At 64.1% G+C, this 18,135-nt stretch carries 19 protein-coding genes; 10 read left to right on the top strand and 9 right to left on the bottom strand.

Going from position 1 to position 18,135, the window contains the following annotated elements:
• Window positions 1–18: 18 nt before the first annotated feature.
• Together AC1D11_RS13630 and AC1D11_RS13625 are read left to right on the top strand one after the other, a co-directional pair.
• Window positions 19–672, top strand: a complete 654-nt coding sequence (locus AC1D11_RS13630; protein ID WP_477647537.1) for a glutathione S-transferase family protein — start codon at window positions 19–21, stop codon at window positions 670–672.
• The gene (locus AC1D11_RS13625) at window positions 669–1,628 is read left to right on the top strand and encodes a pyridoxamine 5'-phosphate oxidase family protein (RefSeq protein ID WP_477647536.1); all 960 of its coding nucleotides are present in this window, start codon (window positions 669–671) and stop codon (window positions 1,626–1,628) included. The genes AC1D11_RS13630 and AC1D11_RS13625 overlap by 4 nt, the downstream gene beginning before the upstream one ends.
• On the opposite strand, the gene AC1D11_RS13620 is transcribed toward AC1D11_RS13625, so the two are convergent.
• Window positions 1,625–2,548 (bottom strand): LysR substrate-binding domain-containing protein, encoded by a 924-nt coding sequence (locus AC1D11_RS13620; RefSeq protein WP_477647535.1) that lies wholly within the window; start codon window positions 2,546–2,548, stop codon window positions 1,625–1,627. The two genes, AC1D11_RS13625 and AC1D11_RS13620, sit on opposite strands and share 4 nt — an antisense overlap.
• A gap of 95 nt (window positions 2,549–2,643) precedes the next feature.
• Between AC1D11_RS13620 and AC1D11_RS13615 the strand changes: the two genes are divergently transcribed.
• The 5 genes from AC1D11_RS13615 (at window position 2,644) to AC1D11_RS13595 (ending at window position 6,805) form a co-directional block, all read left to right on the top strand.
• Window positions 2,644–2,925: a DUF2917 domain-containing protein gene (locus tag AC1D11_RS13615; protein WP_477647534.1), complete on the top strand. Its 282-nt coding sequence runs from the start codon at window positions 2,644–2,646 to the stop codon at window positions 2,923–2,925.
• Entirely contained in the window at window positions 2,919–3,704 is a 786-nt protein-coding gene (locus AC1D11_RS13610; RefSeq protein ID WP_477647533.1) for a crotonase/enoyl-CoA hydratase family protein, read from the top strand. Before AC1D11_RS13615 ends, AC1D11_RS13610 begins: the two co-directional genes overlap by 7 nt.
• 53 nt (window positions 3,705–3,757) lie before the next feature.
• A complete protein-coding gene (locus AC1D11_RS13605) occupies window positions 3,758–4,090 on the top strand; it encodes a hypothetical protein (protein WP_477647532.1) in 333 nt (110 codons plus the stop codon).
• A 41-nt stretch (window positions 4,091–4,131) separates the two neighbouring features.
• Window positions 4,132–5,580: an ATP-dependent RNA helicase DbpA gene (gene dbpA, locus AC1D11_RS13600; protein ID WP_477647531.1), complete on the top strand. Its 1,449-nt coding sequence runs from the start codon at window positions 4,132–4,134 to the stop codon at window positions 5,578–5,580.
• Between the two features lie 358 nt (window positions 5,581–5,938).
• Entirely contained in the window at window positions 5,939–6,805 is an 867-nt protein-coding gene (locus AC1D11_RS13595) for a transglutaminase-like domain-containing protein (protein WP_477647530.1), read from the top strand.
• A 22-nt stretch (window positions 6,806–6,827) separates the two neighbouring features.
• Here the strand turns inward: AC1D11_RS13595 and AC1D11_RS13590 are convergent, their stop codons facing one another.
• Window positions 6,828–7,475, bottom strand: coding sequence for a cysteine hydrolase family protein (locus AC1D11_RS13590; RefSeq protein WP_477647529.1), 648 nt, complete (start codon window positions 7,473–7,475; stop codon window positions 6,828–6,830).
• A 121-nt stretch (window positions 7,476–7,596) separates the two neighbouring features.
• Between AC1D11_RS13590 and AC1D11_RS13585 the strand changes: the two genes are divergently transcribed.
• On the top strand, window positions 7,597–8,607 hold the full coding sequence (locus AC1D11_RS13585; RefSeq protein WP_477647528.1) for a GlxA family transcriptional regulator: 1,011 nt from the start codon (window positions 7,597–7,599) through the stop codon (window positions 8,605–8,607).
• A gap of 114 nt (window positions 8,608–8,721) precedes the next feature.
• Here AC1D11_RS13585 and AC1D11_RS13580 read toward each other — a convergent pair whose 3' ends face one another.
• The 6 genes from AC1D11_RS13580 to AC1D11_RS13555 form a co-directional block, all read right to left on the bottom strand.
• Entirely contained in the window at window positions 8,722–9,702 is a 981-nt protein-coding gene (locus AC1D11_RS13580; RefSeq protein ID WP_477647527.1) for a branched-chain amino acid ABC transporter permease, read from the bottom strand.
• Window positions 9,703–9,704: 2 nt separating this feature from the next.
• Window positions 9,705–10,589 carry a branched-chain amino acid ABC transporter permease gene (locus tag AC1D11_RS13575; protein ID WP_457281315.1) on the bottom strand — a complete coding sequence of 295 codons (885 nt, stop codon included), beginning with the start codon at window positions 10,587–10,589 and terminating at the stop codon, window positions 9,705–9,707.
• A gap of 173 nt (window positions 10,590–10,762) precedes the next feature.
• Complete coding sequence (locus tag AC1D11_RS13570; protein WP_477647526.1) at window positions 10,763–11,956, bottom strand: ABC transporter substrate-binding protein; 1,194 nt, start codon at window positions 11,954–11,956, stop codon at window positions 10,763–10,765.
• A gap of 93 nt (window positions 11,957–12,049) precedes the next feature.
• Window positions 12,050–12,754 (bottom strand): ABC transporter ATP-binding protein, encoded by a 705-nt coding sequence (locus AC1D11_RS13565; RefSeq protein ID WP_477647525.1) that lies wholly within the window; start codon window positions 12,752–12,754, stop codon window positions 12,050–12,052.
• Window positions 12,755–12,906: 152 nt separating this feature from the next.
• Entirely contained in the window at window positions 12,907–13,680 is a 774-nt protein-coding gene (locus AC1D11_RS13560; protein WP_477647524.1) for an ABC transporter ATP-binding protein, read from the bottom strand.
• A 314-nt stretch (window positions 13,681–13,994) separates the two neighbouring features.
• On the bottom strand, window positions 13,995–16,376 hold the full coding sequence (locus AC1D11_RS13555; RefSeq protein ID WP_477651273.1) for a DUF6600 domain-containing protein: 2,382 nt from the start codon (window positions 16,374–16,376) through the stop codon (window positions 13,995–13,997).
• A 166-nt stretch (window positions 16,377–16,542) separates the two neighbouring features.
• Between AC1D11_RS13555 and AC1D11_RS13550 the strand changes: the two genes are divergently transcribed.
• Complete coding sequence (locus AC1D11_RS13550; RefSeq protein ID WP_477647522.1) at window positions 16,543–16,695, top strand: hypothetical protein; 153 nt, start codon at window positions 16,543–16,545, stop codon at window positions 16,693–16,695.
• A 12-nt stretch (window positions 16,696–16,707) separates the two neighbouring features.
• Window positions 16,708–17,781 (top strand): DUF6352 family protein, encoded by a 1,074-nt coding sequence (locus AC1D11_RS13545; RefSeq protein ID WP_477647521.1) that lies wholly within the window; start codon window positions 16,708–16,710, stop codon window positions 17,779–17,781.
• 28 nt (window positions 17,782–17,809) lie between these two features.
• Here the strand turns inward: AC1D11_RS13545 and AC1D11_RS13540 are convergent, their stop codons facing one another.
• A complete protein-coding gene (locus AC1D11_RS13540; protein ID WP_477647520.1) occupies window positions 17,810–18,121 on the bottom strand; it encodes a cupin domain-containing protein in 312 nt (103 codons plus the stop codon).
• Window positions 18,122–18,135 lie beyond the last annotated feature (14 nt).

The following is an 18,135-nucleotide window of genomic DNA, read 5'->3' as shown; positions in this document are numbered from 1 at the left end:
CCTGCCGAAAGCCCCACCATGAGCACACCCGCCGCCAAAGCCCAGCCCGCACAACCCATACGCCTGTACCGCGTCGCCATCTCCGGCCATTCGCACCGGGTGGAACTGTTTCTCTCGCTGCTGGGCCTGCCCTTCGAGCGCATCGAGATCGACCTGGCCACCAAAGGGCACAAAACGCCGGCTTTCCTGGCCATGAACGCCTTCGGCCAGGTGCCGGTGATCCAGGACGGTGAAGTCACGCTGGCCGATTCCAACGCCATCCTGGTCTACCTCAACGCACGCTACGCGCCGGATGCCGAGCAATGGCTGCCGCGCGACCCGCTGGCCGCTGCGGCGGTGCAGCGCTGGTTGTCGGTCGCTGCGGGGCAGCTCGCCTCCGGCCCGGCCGCCGCGCGCGTCATCCAGCTGTTCAAGCGGCCGGAAAGCCCGGAAGCCATTGAGCGCGCGCATGCCCTGTTCGCGGTGATGGAGCAGCAACTGGGCCAGTCGGCTTTTCTCGCGGGCAGCACCCCCACACTGGCCGACATCGCCAACTACAGTTATTCGGCCCATGCGCCGGAGGGCAAGGTCTCGCTGGAAGCCTACCCGCGCATACGCGCCTGGCTGGCCCGCATCGAGGCCTTGCCGCGCTTTGTGCCCATGGTCAGGACGCCGATAGGGCTGGCCGCATGAGCACTGCCACTTTCCACGAAGGCGAGCGCGCCGCGCAAGCGCGCGTGGGCGCGGCCGTGCGTGCGCGCATGGCGGAAATCGGCCCGCGCGTGATCCGCGACTTCATGCCCGACCAGCACCGCGAGTTTTTTGAGCAACTGCCTTTTGTGGTCGCCGGCACGGTGGACGCTGCCGGCCAGCCCTGGGCCTCGGTGCTGGCCCAGCCGCCGGGTTTTATCCACTCGCCCGATGCGCATCACCTGGTGCTGCGCGCCCAGCCGCTCGCAGGTGATCCCCTGCAAGGCACGCTGGCGAATGGCGCCGCGATAGGCTTGCTGGGCATAGAACCGCACACGCGCAGGCGCAACCGCATGAACGGCATTGTTCGCGGCGTGAGTGCCTCGGGCTTCGCGGTGGAGCTGAGCCAGAGTTTCGGCAACTGCCCCAAATACATCCAGGCGCGCGAGTCGGTGTACGTGGAGCGCCCCACGTCTTCAGCGGGGCCGGTGGTGCACGCGTCGGCGCAACTGAACGATGCGGCGCGTCGCATGATTGAACAGGCGGATACGCTGTTCATCGCCACAGCCTATGCGGGCAACGGTGACGCGGCTGGCCGTGCCGGCGGTGTCGACGTGTCGCACCGCGGTGGCAAGCGCGGCTTTGTGCGCGTGGAAGCAGACGGCACCCTGACCATGCCGGATTTCGTCGGCAACTACTTCTTCAACACCTTGGGCAACCTGGTGGTGAACCCGCGCGCCGGCCTGCTGTTCATCGATTTCGATAACGGCGACCTGCTGTACCTGGCCGTCACGGCCGACATCGTCTGGGACGGGCCCGAGGTGCAGTCCTTCGCCGGCGCGCAGCGCCTGATGCGTTTCAAGGTGCAGTCCATGCGGCTGGTGGAGTCTTCCTTGCCGCTGCGCTGGGGCGAGGCGGAACTCTCCCCGGTGCTGGAAGCTACCGGCGCCTGGGCTTAGCCTATGGCTTCGAGCGCGAGTTCGCGCTCCAGCCAGGCGCGAAACTTCTGCACGGCGGGCCGCTCTGCACTGTGGGCTGAGGTCACGATGCGGTAGCCCAAACCCGCGACCGTCTCGCCGGGCAAGACAACCGTGAGCTGGCCGCTGCGCAACAGCGGCAGCACCAGTGGCGTGCGCCCTATCGCGACGCCGGCGCCTTGCACGGCCGCGGTCAGCACGTGCTCGTACTGCGAAAAATACAGGCACGGCTGTTGCGCCGATTGCCTCAAGTCCAGGCGCTCGTACCAGTCCGGCCACGACATCCAGGGGAAACGCGTGGCCGGGTCGTAATAGACCAGTAGCGGTGTGGCCGTGATGTCGGCGGCGTTACGAATGCGCGTCGCGACGGCCGGCGCCGCCACCAGCAGGGCCTGCTCCTGCAGCAGGGGTGGCGGGTCTTCGCCGCCCGGCAGCACAGGGTAGAGCCGCACGGCCAGATCCATGCCTTCGCGCTCCAGGTTGACGCGCGTTTCCGTGGCGTCGACGCGCACATCGATGGCGGGCTCCAGCAACTGGAACCTGGCGAGTTTGGGCGCCAGCCACAGCGCGGCGAAAGAGGGCGTGGTGGTGACAGCCACAGAGACCCTGTCCACCGCCAGCATGCGGTCCACGGCCGAGGCCAGCTGCGCCAGCGCGGCGCGGGCCGTCTCATAAAGCTCACGGCCTTGCGGTGTCAGGCTCAGGCCCTTGCCGCCACGCAGGAACAGCGCCGTGCCCAGCGCATCTTCCAGGCTTTTGATCTGCTTGCTCACGGCCGACTGCGTGACGCACAGCTCTTCGGCGGCGGCTGTGAAGCTCAGGTGCCGCGCGGCGGATTCGAAGCCGCGGATGGCATCGAGCGACATGGCGCGCAGTGCGCTGGTGGAAGGGCTGTTCAGCATGGCATGAATGATTGGAATACCCCGTATGACAAACCATCCGGCCGCGCGGACCGGTTCCAAAGAAGAATCAAACCACACTTTTGAAGGAGTCCGCCATGCATGCCCTGCAAACCCCACAAACTCCACAGACCCCGCTGGAGCTCGGGCCCATCCCGAAACCGATGCGCCTGCCGCGCGGCCAGGTCCTGACCTGCACCGGCGGTTGCCTCTGGATCACCAGCGATGCGCTGGCCGGACGCCGGGACAGCGACATCGTGCTGGAAAGCGGCCAGTCTTTTGTCACGCCGCAAGCCGCCATCTACTTTGTGGGCGCCCCGCGCGGTTGTGGTGTCCTGGATTTTCCACCCGTCCTCCAACGCGCGGAGATCCCATGCTGATAGAAACCGGACGCCGCGGCCAGCATGTGGTACTCACCCTGAACCGCCCTGAAAAACTCAATGCGCTCAGCTATGAACTGATCGACGAGCTCATGGACAGGCTGAACGCCCTGGAGCGCGACGACAGCGTGCGCTGCCTGGTGCTGACGGGGCAGGGCGATAAAGCCTTCAGTGCGGGCGCCGACATTGCGGGTTTCGCACCTGACGTCGCCGCCTCGCCCGAGGCAGCGTGGCGCAACTTCGTGATGCGCGGCCAGGCCATGACGCGGCGTATCGAAAACTATTCCAAGCCCATCATCGCGGCCGTCAACGGCATCGCCTTCGGCGGCGGTTGCGAAACCATGGAGGCCTGCAGCCTGGCCATCGCGTCGGAACATGCCAGCTTTGCCAAGCCCGAAATCCGGCTTGGCTTTCCGCCGCCCTTTGGCGGCACGCAGCGCCTGCCCCGCCACATCGGCCGCAAGCGCGCCAACGAAATGATCCTGACCGGCGACGCCATCAGTGCCGAGGAAGCCCTGCTGATAGGCCTCATCAACCACGTGGTGCCGGCCCATGACCTGCTTCCGGCGTGCCTGCGAATGGCTGACCGCATCGCCGAAAACTCCGCCGTGGCGGTGACGGCCTCGCTACGCGCCGTGACGCGGGGCTTGAATGTTTCCATCGACGAAGGCCTGGCCATCGAGGCGGCCCAGTTCATGGTCGCCGCGGCTTCGCCAGACGCACGAGAGGGAACGGCAGCGTTTTTGGAGAAGCGGCAGCCTGTATTCCTTCATCGCTGAGATTGCATTCCTCCACAGGCCGCACAGCACAACACGACATATCAAGAGGTCTCATGATCACTGTGTTCACAACCTTCACTTTGCCAAAGCCCGTCACTCGCGAGGAAGCTCGCAGCATCTTTCTGAGTACCGCGCCAGGATACCAGGGCGTGCAAGGTTTGTTTCGCAAGACCTACGTGCTTTCACTGGACGGGCTCACGGCAGGTGGCGTCTATCTGTGGAATTCGCGTGCAGAGGCCGACGCCCTGTACACAGCATCCTGGCGAGCATTCGTCCGGGAGAAGTACGGCACGGAGCCAACCGTCACTTATTTCGAAAGTCCGGTGGTGGTCGATAACGTCACCGGACAGATCCTTGGCGGCAAAGACCATGGGCTGCAAATGTAGCCATGTTCAGTCCGCTGAAGGCCTGGCATCGATAATGGGGGATGAGTTCCTCTCCTTCCCCTTCTTCCCCTTCTTCCGCCGGCAATACAGACTTCGCCAGCCTGCCCCTGAATGCCGCTGTGCTGGCCAACCTGCAGCAGCTCGGCTACCTCAGCATGACGCCCATCCAGGCTGCCAGCCTGCCGGTGGCGCTGCTGGGCAAAGACCTGATTGCCCAGGCGAAAACCGGCAGCGGCAAGACCGCCGCCTTTGCGATACCTCTGCTGGCCAACCTCAATGCACGGCGCTTTGCGGTGCAGGCCATGGTGTTGTGCCCCACGCGTGAGCTGGCCGACCAGGTGGCGACCGAAATCCGCCGCCTGGCGCGGGCCGAGGAAAACACCAAGGTGGTGGTGCTGTGTGGCGGTGTGCCGCTGCGCAACCAGACCGCCAGCCTGGAAAACGGCGCGCACATTGTGGTGGGCACACCCGGCCGCATCATGGACCACCTGGCCCGCGGCAATTTGACCCTGGAGGCGCTGAACACCCTGGTGCTCGATGAAGCCGACCGCATGCTGGACATGGGCTTTTTCGAGGACATCGTCACTGTCGCCAAACAGTGCCCGAAAGAGCGGCAGACCCTGCTGTTCTCGGCGACCTATCCCGAAGGCATTGCCAAATTAAGCCAGCAGTTCATGAAGACGCCGCAAACCATCACGGTTCAGGCCCAGCACGAGAAGACCAAGATCCAGCAGCGCTGGTACCAGGTGCCCGACAGCGACCATGACGAAGCCCGCCTGGGCGCCGTCGCGCAGGTGCTGCGGCATTTCCGCCCGGCCAGCACGCTGGCGTTCTGCAACACCAAGTCGCAGTGCCGCGCACTGGTGGCCTATTTGAAAGAGCAGGGGTTTAGCGCGCTGGCGCTGTTCGGCGAGCTGGAGCAGCGCGAGCGCGACCAGGTGCTGGTGCAGTTTGCCAACCGCAGTTGCTCGGTGCTGGTGGCCACCGATGTGGCCGCCCGCGGCCTGGACATCGCGCAACTCGCGATGGTCATCAACGTCGACGTGACGCCCGATGCCGAGGTACACATCCACCGCATTGGCCGCACCGGCCGCGCCGACGAAGAAGGCTGGGCCATCAGCCTGGCCAGCATGGACGAGATGGGCTACGTCGGGAAAATCGAGGTGCTGCAAAAGGCTGAATCTGAATGGCACAAACTGATCGAGCTGACGCCGGCCAGCAATGAGCCGTTGCTACCGCCCATGGTGACGTTGCAGATTGTGGGTGGGCGCAAGGAAAAAATCCGCGCCGGCGACGTGCTGGGCGCGCTGACCGGCGAGGCCGGCTTCACGCGCGAGCAGGTCGGCAAGATCAACGTGAATGAGTTCTCCACCTATGTGGCGGTGGACCGCTCGATTGCCGCCGAAGCCCTGCACAAGCTGTCCACCGGGCGGGTCAAGGGCAAAAGCGTGAAGGTGCGGCTGCTGGATGACGAACCTGAAGGCCGTTGACCCGAATTTGCAAGAAAAATCTGCCTCCAGCCCATATCTGACGGGCGCAAGCAGCTATTGAATTAATAGCAAATGAAGAGTTGGGTCATGCCGGCAGCCCTGACGTGTAGGCGCCCATGCCACCCGCAAGCCGGACACCACGTATTCATGGCGGACGCCAAAGCCGCAAATCGCCGCAAACCGCCGGTATCCGCCTCGAAGAGGTCCACAATGACCGGTACACCAGATCAGCGCGCTTTTGCGCAGGTGCCCGCCTGCGGCGAGCGCCACGCTGAGAGGCTCCCTTCATTGATTGACGATTGCGCGGCGGCAGGCTTGCTCCAGGCCTGACCCTTGCGCAACGGCAAGGAAAGAATCCATGGTCAGGCTCCAGTTTTCCGTCGAACTCAACTACGACGTCGCGCCTCCGGGCGGCGACTTCATCTTCAACGTCCACGCGGCGCACACGCAGCAGCAGATCGTGCAGGCCGAAAACCTGCAGGTCAGCCAGCCGGTGCCCTTCACCATCGACACCGACCCGGCGAGCCGGAACCGTTACCTGCGCCTGCAGGCCCAGCCCGGCCCACTGAGCGTGCGCTATGAAGCCACCGTAGACATTTACCACTACACAGCGGTTCCCGGTGAGCTGGGCGAGGTGCCGGTCTGCCAGCTTCCCGGTGCCGTGCTGCCCTACATCTACCCGAGCCGCTACTGTCAGTCCGACCGGCTGCAGAAGCTGGCCTCCAACGAGTTCGGTCATTTGCAGCAAGGCTACAGCCGGGCAGAAGCCATCTGCCAGTGGGTGCAGCAGCGCGTGAGTTTCGAGTCCAACAGCTCGCACGGCAGCACCTCGGCGATCGACACGGTGGTGGAGCGCGTCGGGGTGTGCCGCGACTTCGCGCACCTGATGATTGCGCTGTGCCGCGCCCTCAACCTGCCGGCGCGTTTTGCCACCGGCATCGATTACGGCGCCGACCCTGCGCTCGGCCCCACCGACTTCCATGCCTATGTCGAGGTCTACCTGGGCCATCGCTGGTACCTGTTCGATCCGTCAGGCACCGCCATTCCCATGGGTTTTGTGCGGTTTGCCACCGGCCGGGATGCGGCCGATGCGGCTTTTGCCATGCTGTTCGGCAGCGTCACGTCCAGTGCGCCCATCATCCAGATCCAGGCCATTCCTGATGGCTATGGGCAACTGGTCGTCCCGCAGCGCGTGAACCATGCGCTCTCGACCGACGGCCTCTGAGGGCCGACGCAAGCGTTGTTTATTAACGGCCAGCAATGGCCGCACGGTTCGACGCGAGGACGTTATTCTTCTCCAGCCGTCCGCCGGCCTGGACCGCGGCGATCCAGGCGTCGGTGGAGCCTGTGGCGGCAAAGCGCGAGTGAAACACCACGCTGAACACGCGGTGGATTTCTTCGGCGCTGGCCTGGCCGGCCTCGTTGGCATACGGCAGTGCGCCACTGGCATCCTGCAAAAACTCCACATGCAGGCCGCGGTGCGTGGCCTCAAAAATCGTGGACGCGTCGCAGTTGTGCGTCATGTAGCCGATCACGGTCAGGGTGTCGATGCCGTTTTTATCCAGCCATCCGGCGAAGTCGGTGCCGGTGTAAACGCTGGGCCAGGATTTTTCAATGTAGTGGTCGCGCGGGCGGCTGGCCACGGTCTCATGCAGTTCCCACAGGGGCGAGCCTTTGGCGAACAGCGGCGACGCGGCCGATTCGCTGTGCTGCACCACCACCACCGGGATACCCGCAGCGCGCGCTGCGTCCATGGCGCGGCCGATATTAGGCAGTGTTTTTTCCACCGGCGGGTATTCGATAAGCAGGCCGCCGCCGCTGAAGTATTCCTTTTGCACGTCGATGACGACGAGGGCGCGGCGTGGTGCTGCGGGCTTTGAGTTCTGGATGGTCATGTGTTTGCTCCTGCGGGTTGTGGCTGAATCAATTGATCAACGGATGCTGATGGTGTGATTGTTGGGCGCGGCACGTTTTCCGGAAAGTGGCCCAATTGACAATATTCGATAGAATCGGGTCATGTCGAAATCATCCCTTTTACGGGCACCTACCGGCGGCAAGTCACGCACCACAAGCCAGCTCAGTACGGTCGCCGTGGTGGCGTTTGACGGCATCAGCCCGTTTCATCTTTCCGTGCCGTGCATGGTGTTTGGCAATGATTTTTCAGGGCCAGACCTGCCGCGCTTCAGGCTGCTGGTGTGCGCCGAAACGCCGGGCAGCCTGCGCACGACTGCCGGTTTCACCATTGCGGTAGAGCACAGCTTGAGCGTGCTGGCCAAGGCGCAGACCGTGGTGGTGCCGTCGTGGCGGGACCCGATGGAGCGGCCGTCCGAAGCCCTGCTCAAGGCTTTGCGTGCGGCGCACAAGCGCGGCGCGCGCATCGTCGGGCTGTGCCTGGGGGCTTTTGTGCTGGCCGAGGCCGGCCTGCTGGATGGCCGGCCCGCCGCCACGCACTGGGCGCTGGCGCCGGCTTTTGCCGAGCGCTATCCGCAGGTCATGTTGCAGCCCGATGTGCTGTATGTGGATGATGGTGACGTGCTGACTTCGGCGGGCACGGCCGCCGGCATTGACTGCTGCCTGCATTTGCTGCGCCGGGACTTCGGCGCCGAAGTTGCCAACCGGGTGGCACGCCGCATGGTGGTGGCGCCGCAGCGGCAGGGCGGGCAAGCGCAGTACGTGGAGCAACCTCTACCCGCCACAGGCTCCGACCACCGGCTGTCGGCCATCCTGGCGTGGGTGCAGGAAAACCTGCGTCAGCCCCACAGCCTCGACACGCTGGCGGCACGTGCCCTGATGAGCCGGCGCACCTTCACCCGGCATTTCCGGCAGATCACCGGCACCACCGTGGGCCAGTGGCTGACCAGCCAGCGTCTGGCGCTGGCGCAGCGGCAGCTCGAATCAACCAGCCGCTCGATGGAGCAGATTGCCCTGGATACAGGATTCGGCTCGGCGGTCTCCCTGCGGCAGCACTTTGCGGCGACGCTTGGAACCTCGCCGTCGATGTACCGACGCGAGTTCCGTAGCAGCTGATTTTGAGGAAATGAGGCTGTTAGCCAATGGTGACGAGCGCAAGCAGCTATTAAAATAATAGCAACTGAAGGGCTTTAAAAGCAGCCGGACGGGACGGCCGCCCGGCCCTGCCGGTCAGGGTTTTGCCGAGGCAGCCTTGGCCGCGGCGCGGCGGCGTTCGAGGAAGGCCTGCAACTCACCGATCACGCCCTTGCGGAAGGCGAGCACGCACAGCACAAAGATCGCGCCGATGATGACGGTGACCCAGGAGCCGACCTTGTCGGCCAGCAGGTTCTGCAGCGCGATCACGATGCCTGAACCCATGATCGGGCCGAAGAAAGTGCCGACGCCGCCCAGCAGGGTCATCAGGATGACTTCGCCCGACATGGACCAGTGCACGTCAGACAGCGTGGCAAAACCCATGACCAGAGTCTTCATCGAACCGGCCAGGCCGGCCAGCGCGGCCGACAGCACAAAGGCCAGCAGCTTGTAGCGGTCTACGTTGTAGCCCAGCGAGATGGCGCGGGGTTCGTTCTCGCGGATCATCTTGAGTACCTGGCCGAAGGGCGAATGCACGATGCGCGAGATGAACAGGAAGCAGGCCACAAAAATCGCCACCACCACGTAATACAGCGTGACGTCGGACTCAAGCGGCAGCAGGCCGAACAGCTTGCCGCGCGGCACGCCTTGCAGGCCGTCTTCGCCGCCGGTAAAGCTCGCCTGCAGGCAGACGAAGTAGACCATCTGCGCAATTGCCAGCGTGATCATCGCAAAGTAAATGCCCTGGCGGCGTATGGCGACCAGCCCGACCAGCAGGCCGATCAGCCCGGCCGCCACCGCACCGGCCAGCAGAGCCAGTTCGGGTGTCCAGTTCTGCGACTTGATGAACCAGCCGGTGACATAAGCGGCAGAGCCGAAGAATGCGGCATGGCCGAACGAGAGCAGGCCGGTAAAACCCAGCAACAGATTGAAGGCGCAGGCGAAGAGCGCAAAGCACAGCAGCTTCATCACAAACACCGGATAGAGACCCAGGAAGGGCGCAGCCAATGCGAATGCCAGCAGGACGAGGTAGGTGATGCGCAGCATGTTGGCGGCTTTGGTGGAGAGGGCGCTCATGGTCAAGCCTCCTTTCCGAAGAGGCCGGCGGGCCGGAACATGAGAACAATCACCATGATGACGAACACCACAATGTTGGAGGCTTCAGGATAAAAGACACGGGTCAGGCCTTCGACGATGCCCAGGCCCAGGCCGGTGATGACCGAGCCGAGGATGGAGCCCATGCCGCCGATCACGACGACGGCAAAGACCACGATGATCAGGTTGGAGCCCATCAGCGGGTTGACCTGGATGATGGGCGCGGCCAGCACGCCGGCCAGGGCCGCCAGGGCGGCGCCCGCGCCGTAGGTGAGCATCACCATCATGGGCACGTTGATGCCAAAGGCCTGCACCAGCGGCGCGTTTTCGGTGCCGGCGCGCAGGTAGGCGCCCAGCCGGGTGCGTTCGATCAGGAACCAGGTGCCCAGGCAGACCACCAGCGACACCACCACCACCCAGGCGCGGTAGATGGGCAGGCGCATAAAGCCGAGGTCCATGGAGCCGGCCAGCAGGTCGGGCACGTTGTAGTTCTGGCCCGAGACGCCGTAAATTTCGCGAAAGACGCCTTCGAGAACCAGCGCCAGGCCGAAAGTCAGCAGCAGGCCGTAGAGCGGATCGAGCTTGTACAGATGTTTGAGGAAAAGCCGTTCGATGATGACGCCTAGAATGCCGACCGTCAGCGGCGCCAGCACCAGCGCGAACCAGTAGTTCATGCCGAACTGGTCCAGCATGATCCAGGCGGCAAAAGCGCCCAGCATGTAGAGCGCGCCGTGCGCAAAGTTGACGATGCCCAGCAGGCCGAAAATCACCGCGAGCCCCAGGCTCAGCATGGCGTAGAAGGCGCCGTTGACCAGGCCCAGCATCAGCTGGCCCATAAACGCTTGCAGGGGAATACCGAAAATTTCCATGGGAACCTGTCAGGACACCGATACCGTTACTTGTGGCGGGAGCGCGAGGGTTTTTCAAAGAAGCAGCCGGTCATTCTGCATTTCTGCGAAATGACCGGCTGGATCGAACCCTCGTTCTACCCCGTTTTTTGTTTTTTTTGTCAGTTCAACGTTTGCGCAGTTGCAGTGATGCTTTACTTCTTGAGAGCCGAGCACTTGGATTCGGCCGCCGTGGTGAACGCCTGCTCGCCCGGCACCTTGGCGATGGTCTTGTAGTAGTCCCATGGCGTGCCCGAATCCTTGGAGCTCTTGACTTCGTACAGGTACATGTCGTGGATCATGCGGCCGTCGGCGCGGATCTGGCCCTTGTTGTAGAAGTCTTCGATCTTCATGCCCTTGAGCGTGCTCATGACCTTGTCGGAATCGGTCGTGCCGGCGGTCTGCACGGCCTTCAGGTAGCTCAGGGTGGCGGAGTAGTCGGCCGCCTGCAGGCTCGAAGGCATGCGCTTGTATTTATCGAAGAAACGCTTGGCGAACTTGCGCGAGGCGTCGTCCTGGTTCCAGTACCAGCTGTCCGCCAGTTGCAGACCTTCGGTGTTGGCCAGACCCAAGGAGTGCACGTCGTTGATGAATACCAGCAGGCCGGCAACCTTCATGGTCTTGCCGATGCCGAATTCCTTGGCGGCCTTCATGGCGTTGGTGAAGTCGCCGCCGGCATTGGCCAGTGCCAGGATTTGCGCCTTGGAAGACTGCGCCTGCAGCAGGAAAGACGAAAAGTCCGAGGCGTTCAGCGGATGGCGGACGGTGCCGGCGACGGTGCCGCCGTTGGCCTTGACCACGGTGGAGGCATCGCCTTCGAGCGAGTAGCCGAACGCATAGTCGGCGGTCAGGAAGTACCAGCTCTTGTTGCCGGCCTTGACCAGCGCGGAACCGGCGACCTTGGCCAGCGATACCGTGTCGTAGGCGTAGTGGACGGTGTAGGGCGAGCAGTCTTCATTGGTCAGGCGGGCGGAGCCGGCGCCGATGACGAGGAAGGGTTTTTTCTTTTCGGTGGTGACTTTGGACATGGCCAGTGCCGTGCCGGAGTTGGTACCGCCAATCAGCATCTGCAGGCCATCCTTGTCGATCCACTCACGCGCCTTGGATGATGCGACGTCGGCCTTGTTCTGGTGGTCGGCGCTTAGCACCTCGACAGGGCGGTTCAAGACCTTGCCGCCAAAATCCTGCACGGCCCACCTCAGCATTTCCGCACCGGCGGGGCCGTCGATGTCGGCGTAAAGGCTGGACATGTCGGTGATGATGCCGATCTTGATCGGGCCAGTGTTCTGCGCATAAGCGGCGCCTGTAAGGCCAAGGGCGAGTGCGGCGGCAAGTGTTTTGAGTTTCATGATGTCTCCTGTTATGGAAGGGGGTGAACCGGGGTGTGGGGAAATCGAAAGGACTGAAAGAGGATTCGACGGAGGGTGCGGCGCGCTTGGGCGTCAGACGCCCAGGTATTCCTGCAGCATGCCCATGTTGCCGGTCAGCTCGCTTTGCGCAAACTGCTTGACGATGCGGCCGTGTTCCATGACGTAGAAGCGGTCGGCCAGCGGCGCGGCGAAGCGGAAGTTCTGCTCCACCAGCACGATGGTGTAGCCCTTGGCCTTGAGCGTGAGGATCATCTCTGCCAGCTTCTGCACGATGACCGGCGCCAAGCCTTCGGAAATTTCGTCGAGCAGCAAGAGGCGCGCGCCGGTGCGCAAAATGCGCGCTACGGCCAGCATCTGCTGTTCACCGCCGGACAGCCGCGTGCCGGGGCTGCTGGCGCGTTCCTTGAGGTTGGGGAACATCGCGTAGATTTCGTCCAGGCTCATGCCGCCGGGGCCGATGGTGGGCGGCAGCATCAGGTTTTCTTCGGCCGACAGGCTGGCGAAAATGCCGCGCTCTTCAGGGCAGTAGCCCACGCCCAGCCGGGCCACCTTGTGCGGCGCCAGCTTGATGGCTTCTTCGCCGTTGATGCGGATGGAGCCTTTGCGCGCGCCCGTCATGCCGACGATGGCGCGCATGGTGGTGGTGCGGCCGGCGCCATTGCGGCCCAGCAGCGTTACCACTTCGCCTTCGTTGACGGTGAGGTTCACGCCATGCAGGATGTGCGACTCGCCGTACCAGGCGTGCAGGTCTTCGATTCTGAGAAGTTCTTTGGTCATAGGGCCAACATCCTGGTCGCCACAGAGGCAAAAGATGTAGAGCAAGCAGGGGCCGCGGAACCGGCTTTGCCGGGCCGCAGGCGCAGCGCCCCCCCGGGGGGCAGCGCATTACACGGAGCCGAAGGCGAGGTGAAAAGCGTGGGGGCCAACATCTAGTGAGCTCCCCGTAGTTCGGTGTTTGCGGTACCCATATAGGCTTCAATCACCAGCGGGTTTGCCGACACTTCGGCATAAGGCCCGTCGGCAATGATGGCGCCGCGCTGCAGCACCGTGATGCGGTCGGCGATCGACGACACCACGTTCATGTTGTGCTCGACCATCAGGATGGTGCGGCCGGCCGAGACTTTCTTGATCAGCTGCGTCACGCGGTCTACGTCTTCATGGCCCATGCCCTGCGTGGGCTCGTCGAGCAGCATCAGTTCGGGTTCCAGCGCCAGCGTGGTGGCGAGTTCGAGCGCGCGCTTGCGGCCGTAGGGCAGGTTCACGGTGAGCTCGTCGGCGAAGTCGCTCAGGTCGACTTCGGCCAGCAGTTCGCGGGCGCGGTCGTGGAGATGAAACAGCGTGTCCTCTGCTTTCCAGAAATGGAACGAGGTGCCGAGATTGCGCTGCAACGCGGCGCGCACGTTCTCAAGGACTGTCATGTGCGGGAAGACCGCCGAGATCTGGAATGACCGCACGATGCCGCGCCGCGCGGTCTGCGCGGGTTGCTCAAACGTGATGTCATTGCCGTTGTAGACAATGCTTCCGCGCGTGGGGATGAGGAATTTCGTCAGCAGGTTGAAGAAAGTCGTCTTGCCGGCGCCGTTGGGCCCGATCAGCGCATGGATATGCCCGCGCTGGACTTTCAGGTCCACGTTGTTGACCGCCACGAATCCCTTGAATTCCTTGGTCAGTCCTCGTGTTTCGAGAATGAACTCCACTGACAAATTGGTTCTCCGGAAGATGGGTTGGATATCACGGGCGCAAGGTGCCGCGGCGGCTGATGCGGCAGCAGGCGCGAACCCGTGAAACACAGGTGGTCATCCTAGCCACCCACCCTCCGAGGCGGTACCGGGTCAGACCCTTAAGTAGTTTTGCGTGATCTAAAGCCCCCACGCTCCCCACTTCGAGCCTACGGCGCGCTGCCCCTTTCCCTACGTACGGGGGCGCTGCGCCTGCGGCCCGGCAAAGCCGGTTCTGCGACCCCTGCTTGATGAGGAGTGCCCCCTCCGGTAGGAAACCGGCGCCCGTATTGGCTTTTTTATTGCTCGCGGTTGCGGCCTGGGCCGCCTTCGCCGCGCTGGCCGCGCGGATTGGTTGCGTCGGCCTGGCGGGACGGTTTGTCTGGGGTGGCGTCGCGTTGTGACTGCTGTTGCTGCTGTTGCTGTTGCTGCAATTGGTGTTGCCGCCGCTGTTGTTGTTCCTGGGCCTGGCGCTGCTGCTCCTGCTGCGCACGTTGTTGCTGTTGTTGCAAATGCTGCTGTTGTTGCAAATGTTGTTGTTGCTGCAGTTGCTGTTGGTGTTGCTGCTGTCTTTGCGCGGCCTGTTGCTGGCGGGTGTTTTCCTGGTCGCGCTGGGCCTGTTCGCGCAGGGCGCGCTGGCCTATGGATTCTTCACCGGAACGGCGCTGCTGTTCCAGCTGGGGACCCTGAAGCTTTTCTCGTTGTTCCTGTTGCTGGCGCAGCTGTTCGCGCTGCGCTTGTTGCTGGCTGCGACGAGCCTGTTCGGCGGTATGGCGGTCGGCGTTGGCGCGTGCATCGGCATTGGCATTGGCATTCGCGGCCTGGGCGCGTTCCTGCGCTTCCTGGCGGGCCCGCGCATCGCGCTGGGCTTGCTCGCGGAGGGCGCGCTGGCCTATGGCCTCTTCGCCCTGGCGGCGTTGCTGTTCCAGCTGGGGGCCTTGCAGGCGTTCTTTTTGCTCCTGCTGCTGGCGCTGCTGCTCGCGTTGCGCGCGCTGGCTGGCCTCGAGGGCGCTGCGGTCCGGTGCGGGCGAGGGCCGTGCGGCTGGCGCTGCGCCGACAGGCGCGCCGGGGGAAGCGGGAGCGGCGGCTTGTGACCGGGCGTCGTGGTCCCTGCCGGCAGCGGGACCGGCGCGGTGCTCGTCCCGGTTGTTGTCATCGGGCCGGCCGTCCCGGCGATCATCCCTGCGGTCGCCGCGGCTGCTGACCACCGGCCGCGTGGCCACGGCGGGCGGCGGCAATGCGGCGGCGGCCACGGGGCGCTGCTGCGCGTGCAGCTCCGACGGATTCGGGCGCTGCGGCAGGGCGCCGCGGTCGGCCACGAGTTGTGCGCGGCCCAGGTCGGCGCTGCTCAGCCGGTGGGGATTGCCGTGCACCGGCCGGCCGCGCTCGAAGTCCTCGCGGCTGACAGCCGTCACCGCTGCAGGCTGGCGCTGGTAGCGGTAAATGTTGGTCACGTTGACGGTGTTGTTGACCACGATGTTGTGGTTCACCTGCGTGACGTAGCGCGGGCTCACGCGGTAGGCGGGACGAAAGGCTTCGCCGGGTGCCAGCGGGAACCAGCCCACACCGGGCCGCGCTGCACCGCCGATGGAAATGTTCCAGTTCACACCGCCGCTGCTGCCGCCCACAAAGGCGACGAGGGCGGGCGCATAGACAGGGCGCGGTGCCAGCCGGCCCGGCACCCAGGCCCAGCGCGGGCCGATCTGTGCCCAGCGGCCATAGTGAAACGGTGCAAACCCCCAGGGTGCGTCGTCCACCCAGGTCCAGCCCCAGGGTGAAACCCAGGCCCAGTGGCCAACACGGTAGGGCGCCCAGTTGGCGGGAACGGCGCGGGGTATCCAGACGGCGCCGTAGGCCGGGTCCTGGCTCCAGTTACCGTAGCTGTCGAGCTGCTGGTAGCCTACGGTTTCGCGCGGTATGTAACGCGCCGAAACCGACTGGTCTTCACGCCGGTCGCGGGCGGCGGCCCACAGGTCAAAACTGTCCTGCTGTGCTGCGCCCGGTCCTGCCGGGGTGAGTTGCGTGCCGCTGAAGTTGGCCTGCTGCCGGCTTTGCAGTGTGACAGGGGCGACGCCGTCGCCATAAATTACGCCGCTGCCCGACTGGGCCACCACGCGCGTCGTGTTGCCGGCAGGGTCGACGTCCAGCCGGTAGTCACCGGGCTGCGACACCACAAACGCGAGATTGGGCGTATCCACTTCCAGCCGCTGGCCTTCATAGAGGGCCCGCACGCGCAGCTTGAGCGTGCCTTGGGCGAGGCGCAACTGGGTGGTGTTGTCGTCCAGTGCCTGGAAATCCAGGCTGGTCTGGCTGTTCATGCGCAGCGCGGTAGAGCCCACATACAGCTCCGAGCGGGCGCCGGGGCCCGTCCATAGCCTGTCGCCGGCTGTCAGCGGCCGGTTCAGCACCGCGGGTGTCCAGGCCGACGTTTCTGCCGGGTTGTTGCCGTCGCCCGGTGCGAAGCTTACGGCGCCTTCGGCCAGGTTAAGCCGGGCGACGCGGCCGGGTGGATCCAGCTGGGCGCCCTGAGGCGCGGACTCCTGCGCCCAGGCAACGGGCTGCAGCAGTGCCAGCAGGACTGCAAAGGCCAGCAGCGCGAGGTATCCGTAAAGGTGCGAAGGCCGGAAGGCCATGTGGTCGGTAGGGAACGAATTTGTGTCGCCGGTATCGATTGCTGTCATGTTGAACGCTCTCTTCCTGTCTTGCGGGACATGGATGGACTGGAAGGCGGGCTGACACGTAACGGTCGTGATCGCCAGCCTGATGAGGAGACCTTACCCAGTACAACGTGCGTGACGATGGATGGAGTGCTAACAGGCAGTAAAGATTGCGAAACAGAAGGTTGGAATGAAACGGGATGTAATGCCCGCAGCGGCCGGTCTTTCTGTTGATGGCTTTTTTATGAGAGAAAAACGCCTGCAAGCTAATACAGACGGGCGCGAGCAGCTATCAAAAAAGGAGCAACCGGGCTTTGGCGAAAAAATGGCGCGTGCAATATGAGACGATTGCCCCATGCAAGATTTCTGGCCTTCCAGCGGCTTTTCCCGGCTCCAGCGCAACGCACGCGGCTGGCTCGCACCCTCCGACGACTATCTGCGGCTCTTCCTCGCGCGGCCCGAACTCGCGCCGGTGGCCGAGTCATGCGATGCCGAACGTGCCCTGCACGCCGCACTGGTGGCCGCGCCGTCCCGGCCGGTTTCGCCCGCCGGATTGACGGCCCTGGAAGATGCGGATGCGCGTGACAACTACAACCTGTTTTTGCGATTTCGCGATGGCTTGCTCGCCGCCGGCACGCTGGAGGCGTACTACCTGGGCCTGTTCCCGCGGGACGGAACGGGCCGCATCGACATACCGCCCCTGTTCATCGACCTGATCGCCCAGGCGGTTGTCCACAACCTGCTGGAAGGCTCCACCGATGCGTATGAAGTGCGCGCCGCCGAAATGCTGTTTCGCCCGCAGCGCATCGGCACACAGGACGGCCAGGTGCTGAGCGGTGACCAGGAGGTGATCGACATGTTCAATGAGACCGGCGGTGTGGGCGACTTCGGCCGCTTCCTGGCGGAGGCCAAGGCGCCGGTGCCCCTGGTTGAACTGCAGGTGCTCAATGACGACAACGCTTTCACGTATTGGCAGCAGCCGGGCCGTCACCGTTTTTTGCTGGACCTGACCCATGAGGTCAGCAACGACCTGAGCCACGGCCTGGTCTTGACGATGGTGCGCGCCCGCTCAGGCCTCAAGGCGCTGGCCGGCGTGTTGCAGAAGTGGGTGAAACATTTTCTGGGCATTGAAGTCACCATCCGGCCCGTGCAGAAAGTGGACGACGAGGCATGGCGCTGGCATGTGGGGCTGGACGTGGAGGCCACGGCCTTGCTCAATGACCTGTATGAGGGAAGGGACGTTGCACCCGACCGCCTGCAACGCCTGGTCAGCCTGTTCCGGCTGGAGTTTGTGGATGCGCGGGAAATGCGCAGCGATGTGGCGGGCAAGCCGGTGTACTTGGGGTTGATGATGAACGCCGACGGGGTGGTGAGGCTCAAGCCGCAAAACCTGCTGGTGAACCTGCCGCTGCTGCCTGCAGCTTCCTAGGGGTGTGCGCGGATCAAGCCGGATCGTTTCAGTCGCTGCCCTCCACTTCCACCACCAGCACGCGGGCCTCGCCCACCGGCGAGGCCACATGCTCGGTGCCTACGCTCGCGAAAAAGATGTCACCGGTTTCCAGCATCACGGAGCATTGCCCGCAGTTGTCGCGGTAGCGCATTTCCACACGGCCATCGAGCACCGCAAACACTTCTTCGCCCTCGTTGATATGCCACTTGTAGGGCTTGTCGGTCCAGTGCAGCCGGGTGGTGATGCCCTGCATATTGGCTACTGTCAACGCGCCCCAGGCGCGTTCTGCGGTGAAATCCTTGCTTCGGATGATCTTCATGTCGGTCTCCATCA

Source organism: Polaromonas sp. P1_E11 (genome assembly GCF_056405995.1).
The sequence above is the reverse complement of the archived record's forward strand: the minus strand, read 5'-3'. Positions and strand labels throughout refer to the sequence as shown.

Excerpts from the sequence above, each read along its gene's own strand:
- AC1D11_RS13630 (WP_477647537.1), top strand. The coding sequence starts at position 19 with ATGAGCACACCCGCCGCCAAAGCCCAGCCCGCACAACCCATACGCCTG.
- AC1D11_RS13625 (WP_477647536.1), top strand. The coding sequence starts at position 669 with ATGAGCACTGCCACTTTCCACGAAGGCGAGCGCGCCGCGCAAGCGCGC.
- AC1D11_RS13620 (WP_477647535.1), bottom strand. The coding sequence starts at position 2,548 with ATGCTGAACAGCCCTTCCACCAGCGCACTGCGCGCCATGTCGCTCGAT.
- AC1D11_RS13615 (WP_477647534.1), top strand. The coding sequence starts at position 2,644 with ATGCATGCCCTGCAAACCCCACAAACTCCACAGACCCCGCTGGAGCTC.
- AC1D11_RS13610 (WP_477647533.1), top strand. The coding sequence starts at position 2,919 with ATGCTGATAGAAACCGGACGCCGCGGCCAGCATGTGGTACTCACCCTG.
- AC1D11_RS13605 (WP_477647532.1), top strand. The coding sequence starts at position 3,758 with ATGATCACTGTGTTCACAACCTTCACTTTGCCAAAGCCCGTCACTCGC.
- dbpA (WP_477647531.1), top strand. The coding sequence starts at position 4,132 with ATGAGTTCCTCTCCTTCCCCTTCTTCCCCTTCTTCCGCCGGCAATACA.
- AC1D11_RS13595 (WP_477647530.1), top strand. The coding sequence starts at position 5,939 with ATGGTCAGGCTCCAGTTTTCCGTCGAACTCAACTACGACGTCGCGCCT.
- AC1D11_RS13590 (WP_477647529.1), bottom strand. The coding sequence starts at position 7,475 with ATGACCATCCAGAACTCAAAGCCCGCAGCACCACGCCGCGCCCTCGTC.
- AC1D11_RS13585 (WP_477647528.1), top strand. The coding sequence starts at position 7,597 with ATGTCGAAATCATCCCTTTTACGGGCACCTACCGGCGGCAAGTCACGC.
- AC1D11_RS13580 (WP_477647527.1), bottom strand. The coding sequence starts at position 9,702 with ATGAGCGCCCTCTCCACCAAAGCCGCCAACATGCTGCGCATCACCTAC.
- AC1D11_RS13575 (WP_457281315.1), bottom strand. The coding sequence starts at position 10,589 with ATGGAAATTTTCGGTATTCCCCTGCAAGCGTTTATGGGCCAGCTGATG.
- AC1D11_RS13570 (WP_477647526.1), bottom strand. The coding sequence starts at position 11,956 with ATGAAACTCAAAACACTTGCCGCCGCACTCGCCCTTGGCCTTACAGGC.
- AC1D11_RS13565 (WP_477647525.1), bottom strand. The coding sequence starts at position 12,754 with ATGACCAAAGAACTTCTCAGAATCGAAGACCTGCACGCCTGGTACGGC.
- AC1D11_RS13555 (WP_477651273.1), bottom strand. The coding sequence starts at position 16,376 with ATGACAGCAATCGATACCGGCGACACAAATTCGTTCCCTACCGACCAC.
- AC1D11_RS13550 (WP_477647522.1), top strand. The coding sequence starts at position 16,543 with ATGAAACGGGATGTAATGCCCGCAGCGGCCGGTCTTTCTGTTGATGGC.
- AC1D11_RS13545 (WP_477647521.1), top strand. The coding sequence starts at position 16,708 with ATGCAAGATTTCTGGCCTTCCAGCGGCTTTTCCCGGCTCCAGCGCAAC.
- AC1D11_RS13540 (WP_477647520.1), bottom strand. The coding sequence starts at position 18,121 with ATGAAGATCATCCGAAGCAAGGATTTCACCGCAGAACGCGCCTGGGGC.